This is a genomic window from Bradyrhizobium icense (assembly GCF_001693385.1).
Classification (GTDB): Bacteria; Pseudomonadota; Alphaproteobacteria; order Rhizobiales; family Xanthobacteraceae; genus Bradyrhizobium; species Bradyrhizobium icense.
Map to the genome: position 1 here is coordinate 4,557,111 of NZ_CP016428.1, position 26,088 is coordinate 4,583,198.

Consider the following 26,088-nt stretch of genomic DNA (forward strand, 5'->3'; position numbering starts at 1 on the left):
ACTCTGCGAAGACGTAGATCTATTCTACCGTGACGGGCTTTCCCACCCGATTTCCGATATAGCCCGCAACGGCTATTTCGGCCGCGACACGATCTCGATCATCCTGCCTTCGTCTTCATCGGGCATCTCGGCCTTCGCACGCGCATAGGCTTCGACCGCAGCGCGTCCGACCAGCGGCGCGTCGGCCAGCAGGTTCTCGGCCAATTTCACCGCGTAGGCTGCATCCTTGTAGCGGAGGGCTGACGTAAACGATGCACCGGAGAAATCGCGCGCCACCATGCGTTTTGAATGGCGGATCACCTGCGGACTTGCCACCGCGCCGGTCGCCAGCGCCTCCGCCACCAGGTTCATGTCGAGCCCGGCCTGCTCGGCTATCGCGATGCCTTCGGCGAGGCTTGCGATCTGCACCGCGCCCATCAGGTTGTTGATCAGCTTGAAGACGGTGCCGGTGCCGACGGCGCCGAAATGCCGGATCACGTCGCCGATTGGCGCGAGATAGGGTTTCGCCCGATCGAGATCGGCCGCGTCAGCGCCGACGAGCAAGGTTAACTTGCCGGCCGCCGCCGCTTGCGGCAGGCCGGTGACGGGACAATCGATATAGCTGAGCCCGCGCCCGCGCAGTTCGCTCGCCATGTCGAGCGCATGCTGGTGCGATACCGTCGAGCATTCGATCGCAAGGCTGCCCGCTTTCATCTTGGCAGCCGCGCCATCCTGGCCGAGCCAAACGAGCCGCGACGCCTCGTCGTCGGCGACCATGGTCACTACCGCATCGGCGCTATCGGCGGCGTCCGCCGGCGACGAGGCCCAGCGCGCGCCGCGCGGGATCAGGTCCTCCGCCTTGGCCTTGCTACGATTCCACACCGCGACCGAAAAACCGGCATCGAGGTAGCGGCCGGCCATGCCGTGGCCCATCCGTCCTAGCCCGATGAAGGCCACTTTGGTCATGGATTAATCCACATCCTCGACCTGCCCGGGCGCGGTGCCGAACGCGCGCTGCGCCAGGGTTGCCGCCATGAACTCGTCGAGGTCGCCGTCGAGCACGCCTGACGTATCCGAGGTCTGCACGCCGGTGCGCAGGTCCTTCACCATCTGGTAGGGCTGCAGGACGTAGGAGCGGATCTGATGGCCCCAGCCGATATCGGTCTTGGCGGCCTGATCGGCGGCGGCCTGCTCCTCGCGTCTCTTCAGTTCGATCTCGTAGAGCCGCGCGCGCAGCATGTCCCAGGCTTGCGCGCGGTTCTTGTGCTGCGAGCGGCCGGCCTGGCAGACCACTGCGACGCCGGTCGGAATATGCGTGAGCCGCACCGCGGATTCGGTCTTGTTGACGTGCTGGCCGCCGGCGCCGCCCGAGCGCATGGTGTCGGTGCGCACGTCGGATTCCCTGATGTCGATCTTGATGCTGTCGTCGACGACCGGAAAGATCGCTACTGACGAAAACGAGGTGTGCCGGCGCGCGTTGGAATCGAACGGCGAGATCCGCACCAGGCGGTGCACGCCCGCTTCCGTCTTCAGCCAGCCATAGGCATTGTGCCCACTGATCTGAATGGTCGCGGATTTGAGGCCGGCCTCTTCGCCAAGCGTTTCTTCCAGATATTCGATCTTGAAGCCGTGGTTCTCGGCCCAGCGCGTATACATGCGCAAGAGCATCGCGGCCCAGTCCTGGCTTTCGGTGCCGCCGGCACCGGCATGCACTTCGAGATAGGAATCGAACTTGTCGGCCTCGCCGGACAGCAGGGCTTCCAGCTCGCGGCGGGCGACTTCCTTCTTCAGGGCCTTCAGCGCATTCTCGGCCTCGACCACCACGCCTTCATCGTTCTCGGCCTCGCCGAGCGCGATCATCTCGACATTGTCGTCGAGCTCGCGCTCGACCTTGCCGATGCCCTCGAGCGCATCCACCAGCGAGGTGCGCTCCTGCATCAGCTTCTGGGCTTTCTGGGGATCGTTCCAGAGGTTGGGATCTTCGGCGAGCTTGTTCAGCTCGGCCAGCCGTGCCGTCGATTTCTCGACGTCAAAGATGCCTCCTCAGCAGCCCGACTGACTGCTTGATCTCTTCTACGAGGCGTTCGACTTCCGCGCGCATGGTCTCTTCTGCTCTGCGGTCACCGACCGCTATTGGATTGACTTGCGAGGGATGTAGCGGCGTCAGCCCTAAAGCGCAATCGGAAACGGCTAGTACAGCCGGCCGGTTCCCGGACGCATCATCGTGTCGTCATCGGGGTAGATCGGCTGCGGCACCCGTCCGTCGCTGTCGACAACCCCGACGACGGAGTAGTTGTCCGGCGGCGCGGTGCCCGGCTTGAACGCTTCCAGAATGGTGCGGCCGCCCTCGCCCGGGTTGGGGCGCATACCGCTCTTGGCATCGACGCGAACCAGCCTGATGCCGGGTGGCATCTTGAACGGGGTCGCTGGCTTGTCGGCGAGCGCAAGCTTCATGAAATCCTTGACGATCGGAGCGGCGGTATGGCCGCCTTGCGCGGCTCTGCCCAGACTGCGGGGCTTGTCATAGCCAAGGTAGAGACCGACGACGAGATCCGGCGAAAAGCCGATGAACCAGACGTCCTTTCCGTCAGAGGTGGTGCCGGTTTTGCCCGCGATCGGCTTGCCCACCTCCCGCAGCACCGATGCTGTGCCACCCTGCACCACCCCTTCCATCATCGAGGTGATCTGGTAGGCCGTCATCGGATCGAGCACCAGCTCGCGGCGATCCACCAATTGCGGCTCAGGCTGATTCTTCCAGCCGCCCGGCGCGTCGCAGCCGCGGCATTCGCGCGCATCATGTTTGAAAATCGTACGTCCGTAACGGTCCTGGATGCGGTCGATCAGGGTCGGCTTGACGCGACGGCCGCCGTTGGCGAGCATCGAATAGGCCGTAACCATCCGCATCACAGTGGTTTCACCGGCGCCGAGCGAATAGGAAAGATAGTTCGGCAGTTCATCGTAGACGCCGAAGCGTTTGGCATATTCGCCGATCAGGGGCATGCCGACATCCTGCGCCAGCCGCACCGTCACGGTGTTGACCGACCATTTGAGGGCCTCACGCAGGGTAATCGGGCCCCGGTAACTGCCCACCGAAAAATTCTCCGGACGCCAGATGGCGCCCTGCCCCTGATCGATCTCGATCGGCCCGTCGACCATGATGGTCGACGGGGTGTAGCCGTTGTCCATCGCCGCCGAATAGACCAGCGGCTTGAACGTCGATCCCGGTTGCCGATAGGCCTGGGTCGCGCGATTGAACTGGCTTTGGTCGAACGAGAAGCCACCCACCATCGCAAGCACGCGGCCGGTCCACGGATCCATCGCGACCATGGCGCCGGACACTTCAGGCAATTGCCGCAGGCGATACTGGCCTTCGACCGGATTGCCATCTTTGATCAGCGGATCGGCGTAGATCACATCGCCCGGCGACAAAATTTGCGAGACCGAGGCCTGCGGCTTGCCGCGCACCGAACCGGAGGCCGCTCGCGCCCATCTGACGCCGTCCAGCGTAATCAGGCCGGTTTGCCGGTCCTTGGAGACGGCGCCTCCCAGTTCGCGCCCGGGCTGGAAGCCGATCCGCGCCGACTGATCGGACGTCTCCAGCACCACGGCCATACGCCAGGGCGAGATGTCGCCGAGCGATTTGACGTCGGCTAGCTTGACGCCCCAGTCGCCGGAAATGTCTAGCTTGCTCACAGCCCCACGCCAGCCCTGGGCCTCGTCGAACTTCACTAGGCCGGCGGCCACCGTTTTTCGCGCCATCACCTGCAGCTTCGGATCGAGCGTGGTGCGGACCGACAGACCGCCTTCATAGAGCTTCTTTTCGCCGTAGCGCTCGAAGATGTCGCGCCGGACTTCCTCGGCAAAATACTCGCCGGCAAAAGTATGCGCGGCGTTGGACCGGCTCGCCACGATTAGCGGTTCCTTGCGGGCCTTGTCGGCATCGGCCTGCTTGATCCAGCCGTTTTCAAGCAGGCGGTCGATCACGTAGTTGCGCCGCTCGGTCGATCGGTCGCGGTTGCGCACCGGATGCAACGTTCCCGGCGCTTTTGGGAGCGCTGCGAGATATGCGGCTTCCGCGACGGTTAGTTCGTTCACTGATTTGTCGAAATAGACCAGCGACGCCGCAGCAATGCCGTAGGCGCCGAGGCCGAGATAGATTTCGTTCAAATAGAGCTCGAGGATGCGATCCTTCGAATAGGCGCGCTCGATGCGCATCGCCAGCAAGGCTTCCTTGATCTTGCGGGTGAAGGAGACCTCGTTGGTCAGGAGAAAGTTCTTCGCGACCTGCTGGGTGATGGTCGAGGCACCCTGCGGCCGCTTGTTGGAGCCGAAATTCTGCGCATACGCCACGGCCGCGCGCGCCATGCCGGTGAAGTCGATGCCGCCATGCTCGTAAAAGTTCTTGTCCTCTGCTGCGAGGAACGCGTTGGTGACGAGTTTTGGCACCGCCTGGATCGGCAAATAGAGACGCCGCTCCTTGGCGTATTCGCCGAGCAGCGCACCGTCAGACGCATGCACGCGCGTCATCACCGGCGGCTCATAATTCTGAAGCTGCGAATAATCCGGCAAGTCCCTGGAGAAATGCCAGATCGCAGCTGCGACGCCGGCCACGCCGACCAGGAACACTACGCTTCCGGCCGCGAACAAGAAGCCGGAAAACCGCAACAGAAAGCGCACGATCAAAGGTCCATTCCAACTGTTGCGTCGTAATTCCCGACGTTCGTCCTGGTGCGAAAGCCCTCCACCCGAGGGCGCGCTGTCTGACGTGATTCTCTGATGCCCCGCTCGAATGGTCGAAATTGGGCATCGATTTGCAGCGATGCCGTTCGAACCCGCCGGGTCGATATCAAGCGACGTTCAAACGCGCAGCTTGAGATTGTAGGGGATTGTCAGACTAGTAAAGTCCGCCGGTGCCGGGCCGCATGATGTTGCCCGCATCAGGCTGATAGCCTTGCGAGTATCCCTGCGGCGCCCGGCCATCCATGTCGGCAACGCCGATGACCGAGTAATTGTCCGGCGGCGCGGTGCCCGGCTTGAACGCTTCGAGGATGGTGCGGCCGCTCTCGGGACCGGCGCGCATGCCGCTCTTGGCATCGACGCGAACCAGCTTGATGCCCGCAGGCACCTTGAACGGAATAGCCGGCTTATCGGCGAGCGCGAGTTTCAGGAAATCCTTGGCGATCGGCGCGGCGAGATGACCGCCGGTCATGCCGCGGCCGAGATTGCGCGGCTTGTCGAAGCCGACATAGATGCCGACCACGAGGTCCGGCGAGAAGCCGATGAACCACGCGTCCTTTTCATCGTTGGTGGTGCCGGTCTTGCCGGCAATGGGCTTGCCGACTTCCTTGACCACCGTCGCGGTGCCGGCCTGCACCACATATTCCATCATCGAGGTGATCTGGTAGGCCGTCATCGGATCCAGCACCTGCTCGCGGCGGTCGACCAGTTGCGGCTCGGTCTGATTCTTCCAGCCGCCGGGCGCGTCGCAGCCGCGGCATTCGCGGGCGTCATGCTTGAAGATGGTGCGGCCGTAGCGGTCCTGGATCCGGTCGATCAGAGTTGGCTTCACGCGGCGGCCGCCATTGGCGAACATGGAATAGGCCGTCACCATCCGCATCACTGTGGTCTCGCCCGCGCCGAGCGCATAGGACAGGTAATTCGGCAGTTCGTCGTAGACGCCGAAGCGCTTCGAATATTCGCCGATCAGGGGCATGCCGATGTCCTGCGCCAGCCGTACCGTCACCGTATTCAGCGACTGCCGGAGCGCATTGCGCAGTGTTGTCGGCCCGCCGTATTTGCCGGACGAATAGTTTTCCGGGCGCCACACGCCGGCGCCCTGACCCTGGTCGATTTCAATGGGCGCGTCGACCACGACGGTTGACGGCGTATAGCCGTTGTCCATCGCCGCCGAATAGACCAGCGGCTTGAACGACGAGCCCGGCTGTCGATAGGCTTGGGTCGCGCGATTGAACTGGCTCTGATCGAACGAGAAGCCGCCGACCATCGCCAGCACGCGGCCGGTCCACGGATCCATGGCGACCATCGCGCCGGATACTTCCGGCAACTGGCGCAGCCGGTACTGGCCCTCGACCGGCTTGCCTTCCTTGTCGAACAGCGGATCGGCATAGATCACGTCGCCCGGCGACAGCACCTGCGCGACCGAACTCGGCGTCCTGCCTTTGGCCGGGCCCGAAGCGGCCTTGGCCCAGCGGACGCCATCGAGCGTGATGATACCGGTCTGCCGCTGCTTGCTGACGGCGCCACCGAGCTCGCGGCCCGGCTGGAACCCGATCCGCGCCGACTGGTCGGATGTCTCGAGCACCACGGCCATGCGCCAGGGCGAGATGTCAGAGAGCGATTTGACGTCGGCGAGTTTCACGCCCCAGTCGCCGGAAATATCGAGTTTGGAGGGCGCGCCGCGCCAGCCGCTGGCTTCGTCATATCTGACGAGACCAGCGACCATGGTCTTGCGCGCCATCACCTGCATCTTCGGATCGAGCGTGGCGCGGACCGACAAGCCGCCCTCGTACAGCTTCTTTTCGCCGTAGCGCTCGAAAATGTCGCGCCGGACCTCCTCCGCGAAATATTCGCCGGCGAAGATATGCGCGCCGTTGCCGCGGCTGGTGACGTTGAGCTGCTCCTTGCGGGACTTGTCGGCGTCGGCCTGCTTGACCCAGCCGTTTTCCACGAGGCGATCGATCACGTAATTGCGCCGCTCCACCGCGCGATCGCGGTTACGCACCGGGTGCAACGCCGCGGGCGCCTTCGGCAACGCCGCCAGATAGGAAGCTTCCGCGATCGTGAGCTCGTTCACCGATTTGTCGAAATAGACCAGCGACGCCGCAGCAATGCCGTAAGCGCCGAGGCCGAGATAGATTTCGTTGAGATAGAGCTCGAGGATGCGGTCCTTGGAATAGGCGCGCTCGATGCGCATCGCCAGCAAGGCTTCCTTGATCTTGCGGGTGAAGGAGACCTCGTTGGTCAGAAGGAAATTCTTCGCGACCTGCTGGGTGATCGTGGACGCACCCTGCGGGCGCCTGTTGGAGCCGTAATTCTGCGCATAGAGCACGGCCGCTCGCGCCATGCCGGTGAAGTCGATGCCGCCATGCTCGTAGAAGTTCTTATCTTCCGCCGCCAGGAAGGCGTTGATGACGAGTTTTGGCACCGCCTGGATCGGCAGATAGAGCCGGCGTTCCTTGGAATACTCGCCGAGCAGCGCACCGTCAGACGCGTGCACGCGCGTCATCACCGGCGGCTCGTAATCCTGAAGCTGCGAATAGTCGGGCAGGTCCTTGGAGAAATGCCAGATCGCGCCCGCGACGCCGGCCACGCCGACCAGGAACACCACGGTGCCGGCGGCAAACAGGAAACCCAAAAACCGGACCAACAAGCGCATTATCGAAGTTCCGTTCCAACCCTGTGCGCCGTCATCCGCGGCGCCTATCCTGACACGGCAATCCCGCCGAACGGGTTGCCGCCACGCGGTCGAACAATAAAAGGTCCGGCGGACAATATTGACCGATTCCGAAGACCAACAGTCTGTTTTCTATACCGTTGCGGCTGTGGCCAAACTAGGGCTTGGTCCATCGGACGGCCCCCTTTTCAATGCACCTTTACGCCATGCGCGCCGGGCTTTTCACTTGGCCGGTCCGGCAGTTGCCAGCCGTTTGGCCAGAAACGCATCGATTGCCTGCGCCATCGAGCCGACCGTCCTGTTCCGCCAGTTTTCCGACACCAGATGCTCGAGGTCGCCCTTGTTCGAGACATAACCGAGTTCGACCAGGACAGACGGCACATCAGGAGCCTTCAGGACCCGGAAACCCGCCGATTTCAACGGGTGCTTGTGCATCCGCACGGTATTCTTCATTTCACTCATCAGGATCCGCGCAAACCGGTTTGAAAAGGTTTTGGTCTCCCGCTGCACGAGGTCGATCAGGATGTCGGCAACTTCGGTCGGCTCGTCGATGAGATTGACCCCGCCGATCGCGTCCGACTTGTTTTCGGCATCTGCCAGCCGTTGGGCCTCGGAATCGGAGGCCTTGTCCGAAAGCGTGTAGATGGTGGCACCCTGGGCGTCGCCCTCGCCACGCGGCAAGGCGTCCGCATGGATCGAAACGAACAGCGCCGCGGCCTCGTTGCGCGCGATCTTCACCCGGTCGGCAAGCGGAATGAAGCTGTCATCGGTCCGGGTCATGACGACGCGATACTTGCCCGACTTCTCGATTCTGTCGCGCAGCGCCAGGCCAAAAGCCAGCACCAGATTCTTTTCCATGAAATCGCCGCCGCCGGCCTGGGTGCCGTTGTCGACGCCGCCATGACCAGGATCGATCACGATCACCGGCCGCTTGTCGGGCGCTTGCGGGGGCTGGGCCGCTGTCGACGAATCCGGCTGGGCGGCAGCGGCGTTGGCCTCGGCGATCGCGGGCCGCAGTTCGGGGCGGCTTTCCGGCGCGAGCGACTGGACAAAGGCGGTGCGGTCCACCTGTTCGAATTCGAGCACCAGCCGCGGCGGTTGGCCGTTGGCCGCTTCCAGTATGTAGGATTTGGCGATCTTGGCCGGCCCTGTCAGGTCGAACACGATCCGTGATCCGCCCGGCATGACGAGACCGTAGCGGAACGCCTTGACCAGCCCCCGTCCCCCCAGTCCGATCCCGGCGGGAAGGTTGAAGGTGACCTGGGGAAGATCGACCACCATGCGATAGGGATCCGCCAGCGCGAAGGCGCGAAACTGAACCGGCTTGTCCAGATCGAGGATGAAACGGGTCTGCCTGGCATCGCCAGCCAGCCGGGCATCAGACGCAACAGGGAAATTCGATACGGCCGCCGGGCCGGGGACGGCGGCGACAGAAGCCGGCGGCTGAGAGGCTCCTCCTTGGGCCGCGCAGGAGCCAATCATCTGGGTGCACAGCAATGCTGCGGTGCACAACAGCCCACATCCCAGCAAAACAAGGTGATTTGCGCGGCTCGCCAACGATTCGGTGCCTCCGGAGGAGCCCTCCCTTACCGCATTAGAACCACAGGGTTAATTGGGCCTTAATGCTTGATCGGCGAAAAAGGAGCAAGTGTTGCCGCGCTGCGACGCTCGGCGGCGGGTTCCATTGCGCTTCCCTTGCACGCAGCCCCCAATCCACGTATGTACGAGGTGCTGACGGCTAATACTCCCGGTTGTGTCGCGTTCAGCCTCCCGGTGCAGCGCCGGAACCTCCGAAGCCCGGAGGGACCTGCGTCTTTCCCGATCCCTCCACAGCCAGCGCCGCGCGCGGCTGACACGGAGCGGCGGTTTCGAGCCCGAGCGGCGTCCGGTCCCAGGTCCTTACTTCCAGGGGCGGTTTGAGACACGGCAAAACTGATTATCCGGACCTAACGGTCCGATATGCGATGGCCGGCGGGCGTTTAGGCGCCGAACCGGGCCTTCAGCGATAAATGCGGCGGTATCCCTTTCCGCCAACATGTTCAGACGGGCCGACGCTTGATGCGCCAGACTGTGTTGCCGACCAAGATCCACGGAACGATCGCGCCGACGCGAGGCGAAAGCTTCGCGCGTCACATCGCTCTGGTGGGCCCCCGCTCGGCGCGGCGCCAAGAAGTGCGTTTTGGCCTTCCCCTCACCCCCGAATCAGGTGGACCGTCGCGTCACCGGGCCGCGCAATTTGCGCGCGCCATGCATCGCGCCCGCCCCCGTCAAGAGTTCCAAAATGCCCAACAAGATGTTAATCGACGCCACCCACCCGGAAGAGACCCGGGTCGTTGTGGTCCGCGGCAACCGCGTCGAAGAATTTGATTTCGAGACCGCCCAACGCAAGCAGCTCCGCGGTAATATCTATCTCGCCAAGGTCACGCGCGTAGAACCGTCGCTGCAGGCGGCGTTCATCGAATATGGCGGCAACCGCCACGGTTTCCTGGCGTTCAGCGAAATCCACCCGGACTACTATCAGATCCCGGTCGCCGACCGTCAGGCGCTGATCGAGGCCGACGAGCGCGCCCATCGCGAGGCCGAGGAAGAGAGCGAGAACCGCTCCAGCCACCGCCGCCGTTCGCGCCATCGCAATGCGCGCCGCCGCGGCCATGGCGACCGCGTCCAGAGCGACGTGGTCGAGGGTGGCAGCGAGGATCGCTCGCAGGCCGCCCAGCCCTATGAAGGCCAAGAAAATCTTCAAGACAATTTTCAAGACCAGAATTTTGAGGAACATCTGCACGAGCCTGAGGCCTTGCAGGCCGGCGATACATCGGCGCACGACGCCGAACAGCACGACGCCGAACATCGCGCCGAAGTCGCTCTTGAAGCACACGACCGCGAGGCGCGTGGTGACGAGCAGGCGCGTGATGGCGACCGCCCCGCACATGATCACGACGAACGCGAACAGGCGCATACCGCGAGCGAAGCGCCGGTCGCGGAGGTGCAATCCGATGCGTCTGCCCCTGCTTCGGTACCTGACCCTGTTTCGGTAGAAGCCGCCGAAGCGCCGGAGGAGCACGGCCACGACGATCGTCATGACGAAGAGCGTGCGCAGGAAAACGCCGCCCATGCCGACGACGTGCCGCATGTCGAGCACGTCGGTGATTATACCCCCCCTCCCGATGAACCTGCCGCGGCTCTGGAAGCGGACGACGGCCAGGACGATGAGGACGATGGCGAGGACGCCGAAGAGGAGGTCGTCGAATCCGTCGGTGGCGACGACGTTCTGGAAGAAGTTCCGGAGCGCCCGTTCCGGCCGCGCCGTCAGTACAAGATCCAGGAAGTCATCAAGCGCCGCCAGGTGATGCTGGTTCAGGTCGTCAAGGAAGAGCGCGGCAACAAGGGCGCGGCGCTGACGACCTACCTCTCGCTGGCCGGCCGCTATGCCGTCCTGATGCCCAACACCGCCCGCGGCGGCGGCATCAGCCGCAAGATCACCTCTGCCCAGGACCGCTCGCGGCTGAAGGAAGTGGTGCAGGACCTCGACGTGCCCGAGGGCATGGGGATCATCCTGCGCACCGCCGGCGCCTCGCGGACCAAGCCCGAGATCAAGCGCGACTTCGAGTACCTGATCCGCATGTGGGAAACCGTGCGCGACATGACGCTGAAGTCGCAGGCCCCCACCCTCGTCTACGAGGAAGGCTCGCTGATCAAGCGCTCGCTGCGCGACCTCTACAACAAGGAAATCGACGAAATCCAGGTCGCTGGCGAAGCCGGCTATCAGGAAGCCCGCGATTTCATGAAGATGCTGATGCCCTCGAACGTGCGGGCGGTGAGGCAATATCGCGACGGCCAGCCGCTATTCTCGCGCATGGGCGTCGAGAGCCAGTTGGACGCGATGTTCTCGCCGACCGTGCAGCTTCGTTCCGGCGGCTACATCGTCATCAACCAGACCGAGGCGCTGGTCTCGATCGACGTCAACTCGGGCCGCTCGACCCGCGAGCATCACATCGAGGACACCGCGCTCAAGACCAATCTGGAGGCAGCGGAGGAAGTCGCCCGGCAACTACGTCTGCGCGATCTCGCCGGCCTCATCGTCATCGACTTCATCGACATGGACGAGAAGCGCAACAACCGCGCGGTCGAGCGCAAGCTCTCCGACTGCCTGCGGCAGGATCGCGCGCGCATCCAGGTCGGACGCATCTCGCATTTCGGTCTTCTGGAAATGTCGCGCCAGCGCATCCGCGCCAGTGTGCTGGAGAGCTCGACCGAGCCCTGCCCGCAATGCGGCGGCAGCGGTCACGTCCGCTCGGTCTCTTCGGTCGCGCTGCAATTGTTGCGCGGCATCGAGGAAATCCTGATGAAGGGCGCGACCCACAATCTGGTGGTGCGCACCCGCACCGACGTGGCGCTCTATGTGCTCAACCACAAGCGCGGCCACCTGCGCGATCTCGAAAATGCCTTCAAGGTTTCGCTGGCCGTCGTCGCCGACGCCACCGTGAGCGGCCAGCAGTCATATGTCATCGATCGCGGCGAGCAGGTGCATACGCTCGAAGCCGCCAAGGCATTGCTGGCGGCGCAGGCTACCGCCTTCCCACCTCAGGTCGAGGAGGCCTATGACGACGACGAGGCGTTCGACATCGAATCCGAGATCGAAACCGAGGAGACGGAGGGGCTGACCGACGATGCAGCCGAGGCAGCGGTGGGCGAAGGCGAAGGAGACGGTCACCGCCGCAAGCGGCGCCGGCGGCGGCGCGGCCGTGGCGAACCGCGTGAAGGCGGCGCCCCGCGCGAGGACGGTGACGCGATGCGCGTTGCCGGCGAGACCGTCGAAAGCGCGATCGCCGAAGACGGCGATGCCGACGAGGATGAAGGCGACGAACAGGCCGGCATGGTGCGTGGCGATCAACTTGCCAGTGGCGAACGGCGTCCGCGCCGCCGTGGCCGTCGCGGCGGACGCCGCCGGCGTGGTACCGGACCGGAAGATGGTCTGGCCGGGTCGATCGCAGACGAACTCGGGCCGACCTCGGCTCCGGAGGCAAGCGACGCGGTTGCCGATTTCGACGGCGGTTCGTCCGAGCCCGCGCCATCGCTGATGCAGACTGACATTCAGCCCGAACCGGTCTCGCTGCCGGCGGAGATGCAGCCTGCGGCCGAAGCCCACCCGGAGCCCGCTGCGAGCGCGCCTGCGCCAAGCGCTGAGGAAACCAGGCAAGAGGCGGAGCGTGCCGCCGCGCGGCGGCGTTCGACCGTGCGCGAGAAGGTCAGCTTCTTGACCAGCGCTCCGGCCGAACCGGCGCCCTCCGTCGGCCAGAACGAGCCGGAGCCGATCGCGCCCCCCGCGCCCGCTCCAGTCGAACCTACGCCGGCTCCGGCCAGCGAAGCCGCGCCACGCAAGGCGGGCTGGTGGTCGCGGCGCTTCGGCAGCGGCGAGTAAGGAATCGAATGTAAAAAGAAAAACCGCCCGGCGAAAACCGGGCGGTTTTTGTTGGCAGTGTCTACAAGACCGATCACCAGCGCGAAGCGGAGGCGGCTGGTATTAACAGATGCGATGGCTTATCCGCGCGGGCCGAACATCCGCCGGATCGCCGGCACGAGAGCAGCGCCGAGTGCGTTCTTGATCAGCGATGCCGCGATGAACGGGGCAATTCCGACCAGCCACGCCTTTTCGACGCCGAGTTTCATGCCGAACGCAAGCCAACCAAATCCGGCGGCAAGAATAAGAATGTGCCCGAGCGCCATCGCGACGAACAGCCGGAACACTGATCGATCCCAGCCGCGCTCGCTCAGCCACCCCGTCACGAAGGCCGCCGCAACGAAGCCGACGAGATATCCGGCTGTCGGACCGACGAACGGCGCGAGGCCGCCGACCGGGCCCGCAAATACCGGAAATCCGATCGCCCCCTCGGCCAGGTAGGCCATGAGTGTAACGCTGCCGAGCCGCCAGCCATAGGCTGCGCCGATCACCAGCACGACCAGCGTCTGCAGCGTCATCGGCACGTAGGGCAACGGCAGATTGACCTTCGCCGACAAGGTCAGCAGCGCCGTTCCCAGCGCGACCAGGATCACGCCGCGCAACAGGCCCGACGATCCATCGGCGCGATGCGGCCACAGCAGCGCGGCGAGCGGGAAATGCGATGGCGCGACGGTTTCAGGCATAGTTCTGGTGGACACGGATGGCTCCCGGCTGGTTATAGGTACGGATGAGGTGTGTGACAGGCCGAAGCTATTATCGCAGCCAACGCGCGATGCGCGTCACCGCTTCGCGCATCTCGTCGACCGAGCGCGCATAAGAGAAGCGAATGAAGCTGCGGCCATGGATCGGATCGAAGTCGACGCCGGGCGTCGCTGCCACATGCGCCTTCTCCAGCATGCGGCCGGCAAACTCGAAACTGTCGGAGGTGAAATCCGAAACATCGACGTAGAGGTAGAACGCGCCATCGGCCGGCAGGAACTTGGTGAGACCGGCCTTCGGCAATCCCTCGATCAGGATGCGGCGATTCTCCTGGTAGCCGCGCTTGATCGCTTCCATCTCTTCGCGGCCTTCGAATGCCGCTTCGGCGGCGATCTGCGATAGCGTCGGCACCGAGATCGACAGGTTCTGCTGCAGCCGCTCGATCGGGCGCACCAGAGACTCCGGCACCACCATCCAGCCGACCCGCCAGCCGGTCATGCAGAAGTATTTCGAGAACGAATTGATCACGAGCGCCTGCGGCGAGAGCTCAGCCGCGGTCACGGCTGGAAACGCATAGTCGAGGCCGTGATAGATCTCGTCGGAAATGAAGCGGATGCCCGCGCCTTCCGCCGCGTTGATCAGGTCGGTGAGCGCTTCGCGCGACATCATCGTTCCCGTCGGATTGGCGGGGCTGCCGACCAGCACGCCCTTCAGCGGCGCCTTGCGATGCGCCGCCAGCAACGCCTCTCCCGTCAGCGCATGGCGTGTCGCGCTCGACGTCTCGATCAGCACCGGCTCGCAACCGAGCGCGGTCAGAATGTGCCGGTAGGGTGGATAACCCGGCACCGTGACCGCCACGCGGTCGCCCGGCTCGAACATCGACAGGAACGCCAGAATGAATCCACCGGACGAGCCGGTCGTGATCACGATCCTGTCGGGCTCGACCGCGCAGCCGTACGTATCGCGGTAGTGCCTGGCAATCCGCGCACGCAGCGTGGGCATGCCGAGCGCGGAGGTGTAGTCGATCCGCGCCTCATCGAGCGCCGCATGCGCGGCCGCGATCGCCGTTCTGGGCGCGGGCGCCGCCGGTTGTCCCACTTCCATGTGAATGACATGGCCGCCGGCCGCTTCGATGCGAGCTGCGGCCGCCATCACGTCCATCACCATGAAGGGCGGAACGTCGCTCCTAGCCGAGGGGGTTAGCAGCGCTTTCGCGCGGTCTCTAAGTGTCGATTCCAGCATCGATATCTGCTATGTGCACGGGCGCCGTCCGAATTCGGGTTCCCGAACCGGTTAGCGCCCCAGACTGGCCGTATTCGGTGGCTTGTTATAGCGTTTTCAAGCGAAGCGATACCGGCTCGGGTGAAAAACGCGTTGAAACAACAAATTGGGACCCGTTTCTGATCTAATCGGAAACCGAACCGGCGTCCGGCAAACTCCGGATGCACCGAGGATCGCCAAAAGACCGCTCATGCTGCTCCGCATCGCCCCACGCAAGAAATCACTGAAGCTGACGACGTTGACCACTGCGCTCGCCCTTGCCGTCGCGCCGATGGCCGCGCTGGCGCAGGAGAACCGGGGCCCACCGGTGCTCCGCGACACCGAGACGGAGCAATTGCTGCGCGAATATACTCGCCCGATCCTGCGCGCCGCCGGGCTGGAAAAACACAACATCCAGATGGTCATCATCAACCAGGGCGTCTTCAACGCCTTCGTTGCCGACGGACGCCGCATCTTCGTGAACTACGGCGCGATCATGCAGTCGGAGACGCCGAATCAGATCATCGGCGTGATGGCGCACGAAACCGGCCATCTTGCCGGCGGCCATCTCGCCAAGATGCGCGAACAGATGGCGCGGGCCCAGACGCAGATGATCATCGCCATGCTGCTTGGCGCCGGCGCGATGGTCGCGGGCGCGCAAGGCGGCAGCAACAGCGGGTTGGCCAACGCCGGCGCGGCGATGTTTTCCGCGCCGGGAGAAGTGATCCGCCGCAACCTGCTCTCCTACGTGCGCCAGCAGGAAGAAAACGCCGACAAGGCCGGCGTGAAGTTTCTGACCGCCACAGGCCAGTCCGCCAAGGGCATGTACGAGACCTTCAGACGCTTCACCGACGAAAGCCTGTTCGCCGCGCGCGGCTCCGACCCCTACGTTCAGTCGCATCCGATGCCGGCCCAGCGCGTCGCAGCGCTGGAAGAACTGGCACGGTCGAGCCCTTATTGGGACAAAAAGGACGACCCTGCCCTGCAGTTGCGCCACGACATGGTGCGCGCCAAAATCTCGGCGTTCATGGAGCGGCAGGATACCGTGTACCGGCGCTATCCGATGTCCAACAACAGCCTGCCTGCACGCTACGCGCACGCAATCGCGACCTATCGGCACGGCGATCTGCGCAGCGCGCTGGCGCAGATCGACGCCCTGATTCAGCAGCAACCCAACAATCCCTATTTCCACGAGGTGCGCGGCCAGGCGCTGCTGGAGGGCGGCAAGCCGCAGGAGGCGATCGCACCGCTTCGCAAGGCCGTAGCGCTCTCCAATCACGCGCCACTCATCGAGATACTGCTTGGGCAGGCCCTCGTGGCAACCGGCAACAACGCCCACACCGACGAGGCCATCGCGATCCTGCGCGCGGCGGTCGCGCGCGAGGGCGAGGCGCCGATCGGCTATATGCAGCTTGCTATGGCCTATGGCCGAAAAGGCGACTACGCGCAGGCCGATCTGGCATCGGCCCAGGCCGCCTACCTGCGCGGCGACAGCAAGACCGCGCGCGATCTCGCCTCACGGGCAAAGACGCGTTTTGCCATTGGGACGCCGGGATGGGTCAAGGCTGACGACATCGTGAACACCAAGCCGCCGCCCGGCCAGAAGGGCAACTAGAATTCAACCGCGTTCGGCTATAATCGGACTTGGCCGCCAAGGACTTGGAACTTGGCCAACCCGAACCAAGACATTCTCCAGGAGCCGGCCCTCAGCAGAATTGCCCGGGAACCCGCCGCATAAGGATTTACCGATGCCCTCGTTCCGTCTTTTCGTCCCCGCACTGTTCGCTTTGGCGCTCTGCGGCGCGCCGCTTCCCGCCTCTGCGCAGAGCTTTACCGACACCCAGCGCGGCGACATCGAGGCCATCGTCCGCAATTACCTGATCGCGCATCCCGAGGTGCTCGAAGAGGCGATGACCGAACTCAGCAAGCGTCAGGCCGCAGCCGAAGCCGCCAAGCACGAGGCCGGCGTCGCCAAGCATGCGGACGCGATCTTCAACTCGCCGCGCAACGTCACGGTCGGCAACAAGGACGGCGACGTCACCTTCGTCGAGTTCTTCGATTACAATTGCGGCTATTGCAAGCGCGCGATGCTGGACATGATGGAGCTGATGAAGAGCGACCCGAAGCTCAAGGTCGTGCTCAAGGAATTTCCGGTGCTGAGCGCGGGCTCGGTCGAAGCCGCTCAGGTCGGCGTCGCCGTGCGCATGCAGGATCCGACCGGCAAGAAATATCTCGACTTCCATCAGAAGCTGCTCACTGGCCGCGGCGCCGCCGACAAGGCACGCGCGATGGCTGTTGCCAAGGAAGTCGGCCTCGACATGGCGAAGCTGGAGAAGGATATGAACAGCGCAGAAGTGCGCAGCACGCTCGAGGAAAATTTCAAGCTCGCCGAGGCCATGGGCATGAACGGCACGCCGAGTTATGTGATCGGCAAGCAGGTCGTGATCGGCGCAGTCGGCGTCGAGGCCCTGCGCGAAAAGATCAGCAACGCTCGCTGCGGCAAGGCGACCTGCTGAGGCGACGCTTCGCGCACGGAGTAGTGAATGGCCGGCTCGACAGCCGGCCTTTTTCTTTGCAGCACTATGCGGCGCAGCGGTTCATTTCCCGTTCACAAAACAAAGACAACGGAACCGCCAACTATCAGGAACATCAGGCAATTCCTTTCGTTGTCGGCGCGGGCAATGCAGATACGTGAGGAGACATTCGATGAGTAATCGTTTTCTGATGACGGTCGCCGCGGCGGCCCTGATCGCCGGAACCGGCTTTGCAAATGCGCAAGGCACCGGCACGGGACGCGGCGACGCCGGGTCGGCCGGTTCTGCGGCGCAGCAGGGCGCGCCTTCTTCTGAGCGGGGCGGTGCCGGCACGATGCAGCGTGAACCCGGTGGCACCACCGGCATGGGGCAGTCCGAGCAGAAGTCGATGGGCGGTGAAAAGGCCCAGCGCAGCGAAGACCGCAAGGGCGGCAAGGACATGAAGGCCGAGGGCAAAGAAGACCGCGGCGGCATGAAGAGCGACAAGGGCCAGACAACCGGCCAAGGCACAATGCAGCGTGATCAGGGCACGACCCAGCGTGACCGTGACCAGACCACGACGCAGGGCCGCGACCAAATGCAGCGTGACCAGAAGGCCCAAGGCCAGCAGGACCGCGACCGCACGCAGACCCAGACTCAGGGCGGAGCCGCGGGCCAAACGACCACAACAGGTCAGGCCGGTGCGGGCGCCAAGCTCTCGACCGAGCAGCGCACCCAGATCACCAGCGTGATCAAGGAGCAGCGCGTTCAGCCGGTGACGAACGTGAACTTCTCGATTTCGGTTGGCACCCGCGTACCGCGCGACGTGCACTTCCACGCGTTGCCGGAGCGGGTGGTGACGATCTATCCGGAATGGCGCAGGTATAAGTTCATCCTCGTCAAGGAGCAGATCGTGATCGTCGATCCGAATACCTTCGAGATCGTGGCAATTCTGGAAGCCTAACAGCGGCCTTTCGAAGGATGAGGGCGGGCAGAAATGCCCGCCCTTTTTCTGGCTCGGCGCAGCCGGTTCTGCGGCACGCACGCTGGCGTCAAACCCTAACGTCCGAAGTTGCGGACCAGCGCTACCAACGTGGCCTGATTATGCATGCCGGTCTTGCCAAAAGCGCTTTTCAGATTCTGCCGCACAGTGCTGGCTCGAAATTCAAGGCGGGCGGCGATTGACGTCACGCCCAGCCCGCCCGCCAGCAGGCAGACGACTTCGCATCTGGGGCACCTTCCGCGGGCAAAACGCCATGAGCCTGGGCGCGCAGATGCGGTTGAACGAATATGTCGTCTCAACGGCGGGGTAGCCGCCGGCTTTGCGCAAGGCGCGTCGGCGGACGCGCCGGATTAAGCGTCGCGTGGTGACGGCAGGGCGATGAGCGGCAAGTGGCGAAGCTGGCGAATTCTGATGTCCGCAGTTAGCCTGTTGGCGGTGATCTCCGCGGGCCGTGCCGAATCGGCCGCGCCAGACCCGCGCAGATCGATCGCAACGGGGTGGTGATCCTGATCCGGTCGACGCTGCTGGCGCTGGACCAAGCCAACAAGACTGGCAACTACACGGTGCTGCGTGATATCGGCGCGCCTGGATTCCAGAGCAACACGGCGGCGCGCCTCGGCGAGATTTTCGCCAAACTGCGCAACGACAATCTCGATCTCTCGGGCGTTGCGGTGATCGATCCGCAGCTCAATTTGCTGCCGCAGATCGAGGCCAACGGCATGATGCATATGGCCGGCTTCTTTCCCTCGGTGCCGACACAGGTAAATTTCGATCTGTTGTTCGCGCCGGTGAACGGCCAGTGGCGGTTGTTTGGCATCTCGGTCGGCGTTGGATCGTCGACGCCCGCCGCGCCCGAACCACCGGTCGCGAAAAAACTGCCCGCTGCTCCGAACGGAGCCAAGCCGGCAGTGGCTGCGAAGTCGGCGCCCGGGAAAAAGCCTGCGCCATCGGACAATAAGCCGGCCGAAAGCCAGCAACCGAAATAGACCGCAAACCAGCAATCAGGAATGCCCCGCGACGAAGCCCGACTCTGGCCGCAGGACTATGTATTCTGCGCCGCTGGCGCGATATCTGCGGCAATCTGGGTCGGCCTGCACTGCAAACTGGCAATACTTTGGGTAGCAAAATTTCTGGGACGACTTCGCAGAAAGCCTGCGGCTCCAGAACCGCTGGTGATCGGGCGGACCGGCCGTCTGGGGCTGCACATCCATGACCTTGGTTAACAAGCGATTTCCGTAGGTTCCGCACAGTTTTTTGCGAACTGGATGAGGCATTTGAGGGAGATTGGAGATGGCCGGGAGGCTTCCCCTCGGGCCCGATGTTACCTATAAACCCCGCCACCCAACGCCACTTTGCTGGAATCCGGATGGCCCAAGCCTCTGCCGCGACGATTTATGTGCTCAACGGCCCGAACCTCAACATGTTGGGGACGCGCGAGCCCGAAACCTATGGCCATGCGAGGCTCGCCGACGTCGAAAAACTCTGCGTCGAAACGGCAGCGCAGTTCGGCCTGAAGGCCGATTGCCGCCAGTCCAACCGCGAGGGCGAACTGATCGACTTCATCCATGAGGCGCATGCGAAGAAGGCGGCCGGCATCATCATCAACGCCGGCGGTTATTCGCACACCTCGATCGCGCTGCACGACGCGCTGGTCGCGGTCAAAATCCCGACTGTGGAAGTGCACATCAGCAACATCCACGCCCGCGAGAGCTTCCGTCACCACTCCTTCACGGCGATGGCCGCCTTTGCATCGCTCTGTGGCTTCGGCATCGATGGCTACCGGCTCGCAATATCAGGCCTGGCCGCCAAAATCGGCAGCAAGGCCAAAGGCTGACTTCAAAGAACTCACCTCAAAACCTGACGTCGAACGACACCTGACGCTTACGCCGTCACCCACATCGAGAAATTTCGGATCAAGAGCATGGCCCGCCAGCCCGAGAACAAATCAGCGGACAAATCAGCCGCAAATCTAAAGAGCGACGACAGCGCCCTCATCCGCGAACTTGCGCTGTTGCTCGATGAGACCAGCCTGACCGAGATCGAGATCGAGCGCGCCGGCTTAAGGGTGCGCGTCGCGCGCAACATCAGCGTGTCGGCGGCAATGCCGGCGAGCTTCCAGCCGGCGCCGGCTGCAGCGGCAGCCATCGCTGCGGGGAGCGCGGCGGGTGCCGACCTGGCCAAGCATCCGGGCGTGGTCCCCTCGCCGATGGTCGGCACCGCCTATTGGGCGCCCGAGCCCGGCGCCAAGCCCTTCATCGACGTCGGCACCAAGGTTTCGGCCGGCCAGACTCTGCTGATCATCGAAGCGATGAAGACGATGAACCAGATCCCGTCGCCGCGCGCCGGCACGGTGACGCAAATTCTCGTCGAGGACGGCCAGCCGGTCGAATTCGGCGAACCGCTCGTGATTATTGAGTAAGATGCTTCAACGTCAGGCGCTGCGATGTTCGACAAGATTCTGATAGCCAATCGCGGCGAGATCGCGCTCCGCGTGCTGCGCGCGTGCAAGGAGCTCGGCATCAATACCGTCGCGGTGCATTCCACCGCCGACGCCGATGCCATGCACGTGCGGCTCGCCGACGAGAGCGTCTGCATCGGACCGCCGCCGTCAAAGGACTCGTATCTCAACGTCCCCGCTTTGCTCGCGGCCTGCGAGATCACGGGCGCGGATGCCGTACATCCCGGCTACGGATTTCTTTCCGAGAACGCCCGCTTCGCCGAAATCCTCGCCGACCACAATCTGCACTTCATCGGCCCGAAGGCCGAGCACATCCGCCTGATGGGCGACAAGATCGAAGCCAAGAAAACCGCCAAGCGGCTCGGCATCCCGGTCGTGCCCGGCTCCGACGGCGCGGTCTCGTCGGACGACGACGCCATGGCAATCGGCAAGGCGATCGGCTTCCCGGTACTGGTGAAGGCTGCCGCTGGCGGCGGCGGGCGGGGCATGAAGGTTGCGCACACCGCCGACGACCTGATGCTGGCGTTGTCGACCGCATCCAATGAGGCCAAGTCCGCCTTCGGCGACGCCTCGGTCTATCTGGAAAAATACCTGCAGAAGCCGCGCCACATCGAGATTCAAATCCTGGGCGACGGCCGCGGCGGTGCGATCCATCTGGGCGAGCGCGATTGCTCGCTGCAGCGCCGGCACCAGAAGGTCTGGGAAGAAGGCCCCTCGCCGGTTCTCGCCGCCGCCGCCCGCGCCAAGATCGGCGAGACCTGCGCCAAGGCGATGCGGGATATGAAATATCTCGGCGTCGGCACCATCGAATTTCTCTATGAGGACGGCGAGTTCTATTTCATCGAGATGAACACCCGCATCCAGGTCGAACATCCCGTCACCGAGAGCATCACCGACATCGACCTCGTACTGGAGCAAATCCGCATTGCCGCCGGCGGCGACCTGCCCGCAAAGCAGGAAGAGGTCGCGATCATCGGGCATGCCATCGAATGCCGCGTCAATGCGGAAAACCCCCAGACTTTCCGCCCCTCGCCCGGCAAGATCACACAATTCCATCCGCCCGGCGGGCTCGGCGTGCGGATCGATTCCGCCGTTTATCAGGGCTACGTCATTCCGCCCTACTATGATTCTCTCGTCGGCAAGCTGATCGTGCACGGCAAAACCCGCGCCGAGTGCCTGATGCGGCTGCGCCGCGCGCTCGACGAGATGGTAGTGGATGGCATCGAAACCACGCTGCCGCTGTTCCGGGCGCTGGTCCGGGAGGCCGATATCATCAACGGCGACTACCACATTCACTGGCTCGAGCAGTACCTCGCCGGCCAGCCCACGGATGGCAAGGCGCCATAGCTGCCTCGGAAGTTCCACCAGCGATGGAACCAATTGGACCCTCCGGTATTAGGGGGTGTTGGGGTCCTTTTGGCAGGGCAGTTTCGTCTTTATGAACCGAAATCTTGTGACCGCTGATGCTCAGCGCCGGCGCGCCACGGGACAAATCCTGCTGCTCGCCGCGGCATTGTTGGTGCTGGTGGCCATCAGCGCCGCCTCGGTCGTGCTCGTCAACGAAGCGCGAAAAGATAACGCTTCCGTGCTTCACACCATCGAGGTTGAAAATCATCTCAATGCCTTGCTGCTGGAGATACGGCGGGCCGAAAGCGGCGCCCGCGGCTATCTCTTGACCTCGGGACCGGAGTTTCTTCGCGACCACGATTCCGCAGTATCCAATATTTTGCCCTATCTCGAAAAGCTGGAGCGATCGACCAGCGACAACGCCGCCCAGGTCGAAAACTTGAAGAAGCTTCGGCCGGCGATCGAGACCCGGCTCGGCCAGTTCACCAGGGAGATGAGCTTCGTCAAGCAGGGCGATCCCCAGAGTGCCACCGCCCTGGTACGCGAAGCAGCGGCCGGCGATACGAGCACGATCATCTACGATGTCGGCCAGGCTATGCGGGCCGAGGAAGATCGGCTGTTTCTGGCACGCACCGCGACCGCAGACCGCACCCAGCAGTTGGCCTCGCTGGTAACGGTAGCGGGATCGGGCCTCGTGATCGCGCTCGCCGGAATTTCGATCTTTCTGGTGCGACGCTCGTCGCGCGCCCGCGACGAGGCCGAGACGCAATTGCGCGACAGCAATCTCAATCTCGAGACCACTATCGACGAGCGCACCGCCGACCTGCGCGAGGCCAATGACGAGATCCAGCGCTTCGCCTATATCGTCAGCCACGACCTGCGCTCGCCGCTGGTGAACATCATGGGCTTCACCAGCGAACTGGAGGAATTGCGCGGCGACATCTTCAAACGCATCGCAGCGCTTTCCCGCGCGCAGTCCGCCGCGCCATTAGCCCCGGAAAACGCCACCGATACCGCCGAACCCGCGCTCGAGGGGACTGACAAGCAACTCTCGGAGGATTTCTCCGAGGCGCTCAGCTTCATCAAATCGTCGATCGGCAAGATGGACCGGCTGATATCGGCGATCCTCAATCTCACCCGCGAGGGACGGCGCGAGTTCGAGCCGGTCTGGATCGATACGAGCGAGCTGATCGAGGGCATCGTGGCGACCGTGGCGCATCAGGCCGCGGAAGCCCAGGCCGAGATCCGGATCGACGCATTGCCGAATATCGTCAGCGATCGCCTTGCGCTGGAGCAGATATTCTCCAATCTGATCGACAATGCGCTCAAATATCTCAAGACCGGCGTCCCCGGCGAAATCGCGATTCGCGGTCGCACCAAGCTCGGCTTTGCTATTTTCGAGATATCGGACAATGGTCGCGGCATCGACCCCAAGGATCATCAGCGCATTTTCGAGCTGTTCCGTCGCGCCGGAACCCAGGACAAGCCGGGGCAAGGCATCGGCCTTGCCCATGTACGCGCTCTGGTGCGTCGTCTGGGGGGAACCATGTCGGTCGCATCGGAACTTAACCAGGGCAGCACGTTCACGATCACGTTGCCCATTAATTGGTCTGCCAACCGGAACCCACGGACATGAGTAATCCAGTCACCATCATCATGATTGAGGACGACGAGGGCCATGCTCGCCTGATCGAACGGAATATACGCCGATCCGGTGTCAACAATGACATCATGCCGTTCACCAGCGGTACAGCAGCGCTGAATTACCTGTTCGGCAAGGATGGGACCGGTCTCGACCACAAGGGCAGCGCGCTTCTGATCCTGCTCGATCTCAACTTGCCCGATACGTCCGGCATCGACATTCTGAAGCGGGTCAAGGAAAACCAGTATCTCAAGACCACGCCGGTCGTGGTGCTGACCACCACCGACGATTCTCAGGAGATCAAGCGCTGCTACGAACTCGGTTGCAACGTCTACATCACCAAGCCCGTGAACTACGAAAGCTTCGCCAACGCCATTCGCCAACTCGGTCTGTTCTTCTCCGTCATTCAGGTCCCTCCGGCCGCCCTATGAAACCCGTGACGCCTACACTGCTCTATATCGATGACGACGCGGGCCTCGCCCGGCTGGTCGACCGCGGCCTCACGCGGGCGGGCGTCAAGGTCGTGCATGCGGCAAGCGGCGAGGAAGGCTTGGCGCGGCTGGCGCAAGGCGGCATCGACGTGATTGCGCTCGACCAGTACATGCCGGGCCTCGACGGCCTCGAAACGCTGGAGCGGATCATGGCGATACCGGACGCCCCGCCGGTGGTGTTCGTTACCGCCGCCCAGGATTCGGCAATCGCCGTCACGGCGCTGAAGGCCGGCGCCGCCGACTATCTCGTCAAAGATACGCAGGGCGATTTCATTCCGCTGCTTCAGGTCGCAATCGACGGTGCGCTCCGGCAGGCCGAGCTGCAACGGGCGCGCGACGAAGCCGAAGCCGAGGTTCACGCCTCGCGCGACCGCTATGCGGCGCTCGCCGCCGAACGCGAAGTGCTGCTGCGCGAAGTCAACCACCGCGTCGGCAACTCCTTGCAGATCATCGCCTCGCTCCTGCACCTGCAGGCCAATTCGGCAACCCAGGACGACGTCAAGGCGGCGCTGACCAATGCGATGGGCCGCGTCGCCGCGGTCGCGCAGGTGCATCGCCGTCTCTACACCTCGCACGACCTCAAGAGCGTGCTCTTGAACCAGTATCTTGAGGCCCTGCTGGAAGACCTTCGCCGTTCGGCCGAGGGCAACAAGATGTCGCGGCTGACGCTCAAGGCCGAGCCGATCGAGATCGACCCGGACCGCGCGGTGGCGATCGGCATCATCGTCAACGAACTGGTGATGAACGCCGTCAAATACGCCTATCCGGACGGCGCCGGTCCCATTCACGTCGAGCTCAAGCCCGAGGACGAAGATCTCGTGGTCTCGATTGCGGACGACGGCGTCGGCCTCAACGCCAAGTCAGATCCCCGCTCCACCGGCATGGGACAACGCATCGTGAGCGCCATGGCGGCCAAGCTGGACGCGAGTGCCGAGCGCGATCCCAACCATCACGGCACCAGAATCGTGCTGCGCTTCCGCCGCGTTCCGGCAGCGGCGCCGAAGTCGACCAACGCCGCGGCGAGTTAATCCCTCGCCGTCGCCGCTTCGATCGCACGCGCAGCCGCGACAAGAACGTCCGCCACTTCGATCGCGCGGCGTGGGCTCAATCTGTTTCGGATGGCGGAGAGCGTAATCGCTGCAGCGGGCTGGCCGTCGGGCGTCCTGATCCACGCCGACAATGACTTCGTTCCCTGCACGAGGCCGACGTCACGCAGATTGTAGCCCCGGCGGCGCGCGAGCTGGATCTGGCCGAGCACGGTGGCCGTATCCGTCCGGTAAGCACCAAACCGGGTTTCGTTGGCGAGCACGATCTTGCGCGCCTCTGCTGACGGCATGGCGGCCAGGATTGCCACCCCGGCGCTGCTGACGCCCAAAGGACGCCGTACACCGACCTCGATCGACAACACCTGGATCGGATAGCTGCCGATGCGGCGCGCCACGCACAGCGTATCGAGCCCGGTGCGCACCGTCAGAAACAGGGTATCGCCGAGTTGCGCCGACGCTGCCGCCAGATGCGGCTCGGCGGCAATCAACAGCGGCGAGCGCGATGGACGTGCCAGTGCCAGTTCGGGCACCTGGCGGCCGACGATGTAGTTTCCCGTCCGCTCGCTGCGCTCGACAATCCCCTCCTCGATCAGCACATGCACGATGCGATGTACCGTAGGGCGAGCGAGCGAAGTCGCCTGCACGACTTCAGCCAGAGGTACGCCTCGTTCCCCGCCGACGGCGAGCGTCCGCAGCACGGCCAACGCGCGGCGGATCGCCTGCCCACCCTGCCGCGGCCCTCGTGCCTTTAACCGACCGTTCGCCATACGCCTCGTCC

General features: G+C 63.8%; 20 protein-coding genes. 12 read left to right on the plus strand and 8 right to left on the minus strand.

The annotated features are described in order from the left end of the window. Positions 1 to 72: 72 nt before the first annotated feature. From LMTR13_RS21505 to LMTR13_RS21525, 5 genes are all read right to left on the minus strand, one after another. Complete coding sequence (locus tag LMTR13_RS21505; RefSeq protein WP_065729574.1) at positions 73 to 945, minus strand: NAD(P)-dependent oxidoreductase; 873 nt, start codon at positions 943 to 945, stop codon at positions 73 to 75. Between the two features lie 3 nt (positions 946 to 948). Beyond that, positions 949 to 2,080, minus strand: a protein-coding gene (prfB, locus tag LMTR13_RS21510) for a peptide chain release factor 2 (protein ID WP_156795711.1) whose coding sequence is annotated in 2 segments (ribosomal slippage) — positions 949 to 2,010 and positions 2,012 to 2,080 — 1,131 coding nt in all. Because the reading frame shifts where the segments join, the coding sequence is not laid out codon by codon here. A gap of 89 nt (positions 2,081 to 2,169) precedes the next feature. Further along, complete coding sequence (locus tag LMTR13_RS21515; protein WP_065732866.1) at positions 2,170 to 4,656, minus strand: penicillin-binding protein 1A; 2,487 nt, start codon at positions 4,654 to 4,656, stop codon at positions 2,170 to 2,172. A 217-nt stretch (positions 4,657 to 4,873) separates the two neighbouring features. Next, positions 4,874 to 7,375 carry a penicillin-binding protein 1A gene (locus tag LMTR13_RS21520; protein ID WP_065729576.1) on the minus strand — a complete coding sequence of 834 codons (2,502 nt, stop codon included), beginning with the start codon at positions 7,373 to 7,375 and terminating at the stop codon, positions 4,874 to 4,876. A gap of 240 nt (positions 7,376 to 7,615) precedes the next feature. Next, positions 7,616 to 8,950, minus strand: coding sequence for an N-acetylmuramoyl-L-alanine amidase (locus tag LMTR13_RS21525; RefSeq protein ID WP_065729577.1), 1,335 nt, complete (start codon positions 8,948 to 8,950; stop codon positions 7,616 to 7,618). 724 nt (positions 8,951 to 9,674) lie between these two features. Between LMTR13_RS21525 and LMTR13_RS21530 the strand changes: the two genes are divergently transcribed. Continuing rightward, complete coding sequence (locus LMTR13_RS21530; RefSeq protein ID WP_065732867.1) at positions 9,675 to 12,812, plus strand: Rne/Rng family ribonuclease; 3,138 nt, start codon at positions 9,675 to 9,677, stop codon at positions 12,810 to 12,812. Positions 12,813 to 12,931: 119 nt separating this feature from the next. Here LMTR13_RS21530 and LMTR13_RS21535 read toward each other — a convergent pair whose 3' ends face one another. Next, entirely contained in the window at positions 12,932 to 13,549 is a 618-nt protein-coding gene (locus tag LMTR13_RS21535; protein ID WP_418219709.1) for a biotin transporter BioY, read from the minus strand. Between the two features lie 55 nt (positions 13,550 to 13,604). Continuing rightward, positions 13,605 to 14,792, minus strand: a complete 1,188-nt coding sequence (locus LMTR13_RS21540) for a pyridoxal phosphate-dependent aminotransferase (protein ID WP_065729578.1) — start codon at positions 14,790 to 14,792, stop codon at positions 13,605 to 13,607. Between the two features lie 229 nt (positions 14,793 to 15,021). On the opposite strand from LMTR13_RS21540, the gene LMTR13_RS21545 reads away from it, so the two are divergent. The 11 genes from LMTR13_RS21545 to LMTR13_RS21595 all read left to right on the plus strand — a co-directional run bounded on the left by LMTR13_RS21545 (position 15,022) and on the right by LMTR13_RS21595 (position 25,292). Then, positions 15,022 to 16,425 carry a M48 family metalloprotease gene (locus LMTR13_RS21545; RefSeq protein WP_065729579.1) on the plus strand — a complete coding sequence of 468 codons (1,404 nt, stop codon included), beginning with the start codon at positions 15,022 to 15,024 and terminating at the stop codon, positions 16,423 to 16,425. Between the two features lie 133 nt (positions 16,426 to 16,558). Further along, positions 16,559 to 17,326 (plus strand): DsbA family protein, encoded by a 768-nt coding sequence (locus LMTR13_RS21550; protein ID WP_065729580.1) that lies wholly within the window; start codon positions 16,559 to 16,561, stop codon positions 17,324 to 17,326. 23 nt (positions 17,327 to 17,349) lie between these two features. Continuing rightward, a complete protein-coding gene (locus LMTR13_RS40915; RefSeq protein WP_156795712.1) occupies positions 17,350 to 17,505 on the plus strand; it encodes a hypothetical protein in 156 nt (51 codons plus the stop codon). 29 nt (positions 17,506 to 17,534) lie between these two features. Continuing rightward, positions 17,535 to 18,287: a DUF1236 domain-containing protein gene (locus tag LMTR13_RS21555; protein ID WP_236843044.1), complete on the plus strand. Its 753-nt coding sequence runs from the start codon at positions 17,535 to 17,537 to the stop codon at positions 18,285 to 18,287. A 536-nt stretch (positions 18,288 to 18,823) separates the two neighbouring features. Then, complete coding sequence (locus tag LMTR13_RS21565) at positions 18,824 to 19,312, plus strand: hypothetical protein (protein WP_335622028.1); 489 nt, start codon at positions 18,824 to 18,826, stop codon at positions 19,310 to 19,312. Positions 19,313 to 19,692: 380 nt separating this feature from the next. Beyond that, the gene (aroQ, locus tag LMTR13_RS21570; protein ID WP_065729583.1) at positions 19,693 to 20,160 is read left to right on the plus strand and encodes a type II 3-dehydroquinate dehydratase; all 468 of its coding nucleotides are present in this window, start codon (positions 19,693 to 19,695) and stop codon (positions 20,158 to 20,160) included. Between the two features lie 87 nt (positions 20,161 to 20,247). After that, on the plus strand, positions 20,248 to 20,745 hold the full coding sequence (accB, locus tag LMTR13_RS21575; RefSeq protein ID WP_065729584.1) for an acetyl-CoA carboxylase biotin carboxyl carrier protein: 498 nt from the start codon (positions 20,248 to 20,250) through the stop codon (positions 20,743 to 20,745). Between the two features lie 24 nt (positions 20,746 to 20,769). Next, positions 20,770 to 22,131 (plus strand): acetyl-CoA carboxylase biotin carboxylase subunit, encoded by a 1,362-nt coding sequence (accC, locus tag LMTR13_RS21580; RefSeq protein ID WP_065729585.1) that lies wholly within the window; start codon positions 20,770 to 20,772, stop codon positions 22,129 to 22,131. Positions 22,132 to 22,222: 91 nt separating this feature from the next. After that, positions 22,223 to 23,767, plus strand: coding sequence for a sensor histidine kinase (locus LMTR13_RS21585; protein ID WP_065729586.1), 1,545 nt, complete (start codon positions 22,223 to 22,225; stop codon positions 23,765 to 23,767). After that, positions 23,764 to 24,204, plus strand: a complete 441-nt coding sequence (locus tag LMTR13_RS21590) for a response regulator (protein ID WP_065729587.1) — start codon at positions 23,764 to 23,766, stop codon at positions 24,202 to 24,204. The genes LMTR13_RS21585 and LMTR13_RS21590 overlap by 4 nt, the downstream gene beginning before the upstream one ends. Continuing rightward, complete coding sequence (locus LMTR13_RS21595; protein ID WP_065729588.1) at positions 24,201 to 25,292, plus strand: sensor histidine kinase; 1,092 nt, start codon at positions 24,201 to 24,203, stop codon at positions 25,290 to 25,292. The genes LMTR13_RS21590 and LMTR13_RS21595 overlap by 4 nt, the downstream gene beginning before the upstream one ends. On the opposite strand, the gene LMTR13_RS21600 is transcribed toward LMTR13_RS21595, so the two are convergent. Beyond that, on the minus strand, positions 25,289 to 26,077 hold the full coding sequence (locus LMTR13_RS21600; protein WP_065729589.1) for an IclR family transcriptional regulator: 789 nt from the start codon (positions 26,075 to 26,077) through the stop codon (positions 25,289 to 25,291). The two genes, LMTR13_RS21595 and LMTR13_RS21600, sit on opposite strands and share 4 nt — an antisense overlap. Positions 26,078 to 26,088: the final 11 nt, after the last annotated feature.

Excerpts from the sequence above, each read along its gene's own strand:
- LMTR13_RS21550 (WP_065729580.1), top strand. The coding sequence starts at position 16,559 with ATGCCCTCGTTCCGTCTTTTCGTCCCCGCACTGTTCGCTTTGGCGCTC.
- LMTR13_RS21540 (WP_065729578.1), bottom strand. The coding sequence starts at position 14,792 with ATGCTGGAATCGACACTTAGAGACCGCGCGAAAGCGCTGCTAACCCCC.
- LMTR13_RS21590 (WP_065729587.1), top strand. The coding sequence starts at position 23,764 with ATGAGTAATCCAGTCACCATCATCATGATTGAGGACGACGAGGGCCAT.
- LMTR13_RS21600 (WP_065729589.1), bottom strand. The coding sequence starts at position 26,077 with ATGGCGAACGGTCGGTTAAAGGCACGAGGGCCGCGGCAGGGTGGGCAG.
- LMTR13_RS21595 (WP_065729588.1), top strand. The coding sequence starts at position 24,201 with ATGAAACCCGTGACGCCTACACTGCTCTATATCGATGACGACGCGGGC.
- accB (WP_065729584.1), top strand. The coding sequence starts at position 20,248 with ATGGCCCGCCAGCCCGAGAACAAATCAGCGGACAAATCAGCCGCAAAT.
- LMTR13_RS21585 (WP_065729586.1), top strand. The coding sequence starts at position 22,223 with ATGAACCGAAATCTTGTGACCGCTGATGCTCAGCGCCGGCGCGCCACG.
- LMTR13_RS21545 (WP_065729579.1), top strand. The coding sequence starts at position 15,022 with ATGCTGCTCCGCATCGCCCCACGCAAGAAATCACTGAAGCTGACGACG.
- LMTR13_RS21520 (WP_065729576.1), bottom strand. The coding sequence starts at position 7,375 with ATGCGCTTGTTGGTCCGGTTTTTGGGTTTCCTGTTTGCCGCCGGCACC.
- LMTR13_RS21530 (WP_065732867.1), top strand. The coding sequence starts at position 9,675 with ATGCCCAACAAGATGTTAATCGACGCCACCCACCCGGAAGAGACCCGG.
- aroQ (WP_065729583.1), top strand. The coding sequence starts at position 19,693 with ATGGCCCAAGCCTCTGCCGCGACGATTTATGTGCTCAACGGCCCGAAC.
- LMTR13_RS21555 (WP_236843044.1), top strand. The coding sequence starts at position 17,535 with ATGACGGTCGCCGCGGCGGCCCTGATCGCCGGAACCGGCTTTGCAAAT.
- LMTR13_RS21505 (WP_065729574.1), bottom strand. The coding sequence starts at position 945 with ATGACCAAAGTGGCCTTCATCGGGCTAGGACGGATGGGCCACGGCATG.
- accC (WP_065729585.1), top strand. The coding sequence starts at position 20,770 with ATGTTCGACAAGATTCTGATAGCCAATCGCGGCGAGATCGCGCTCCGC.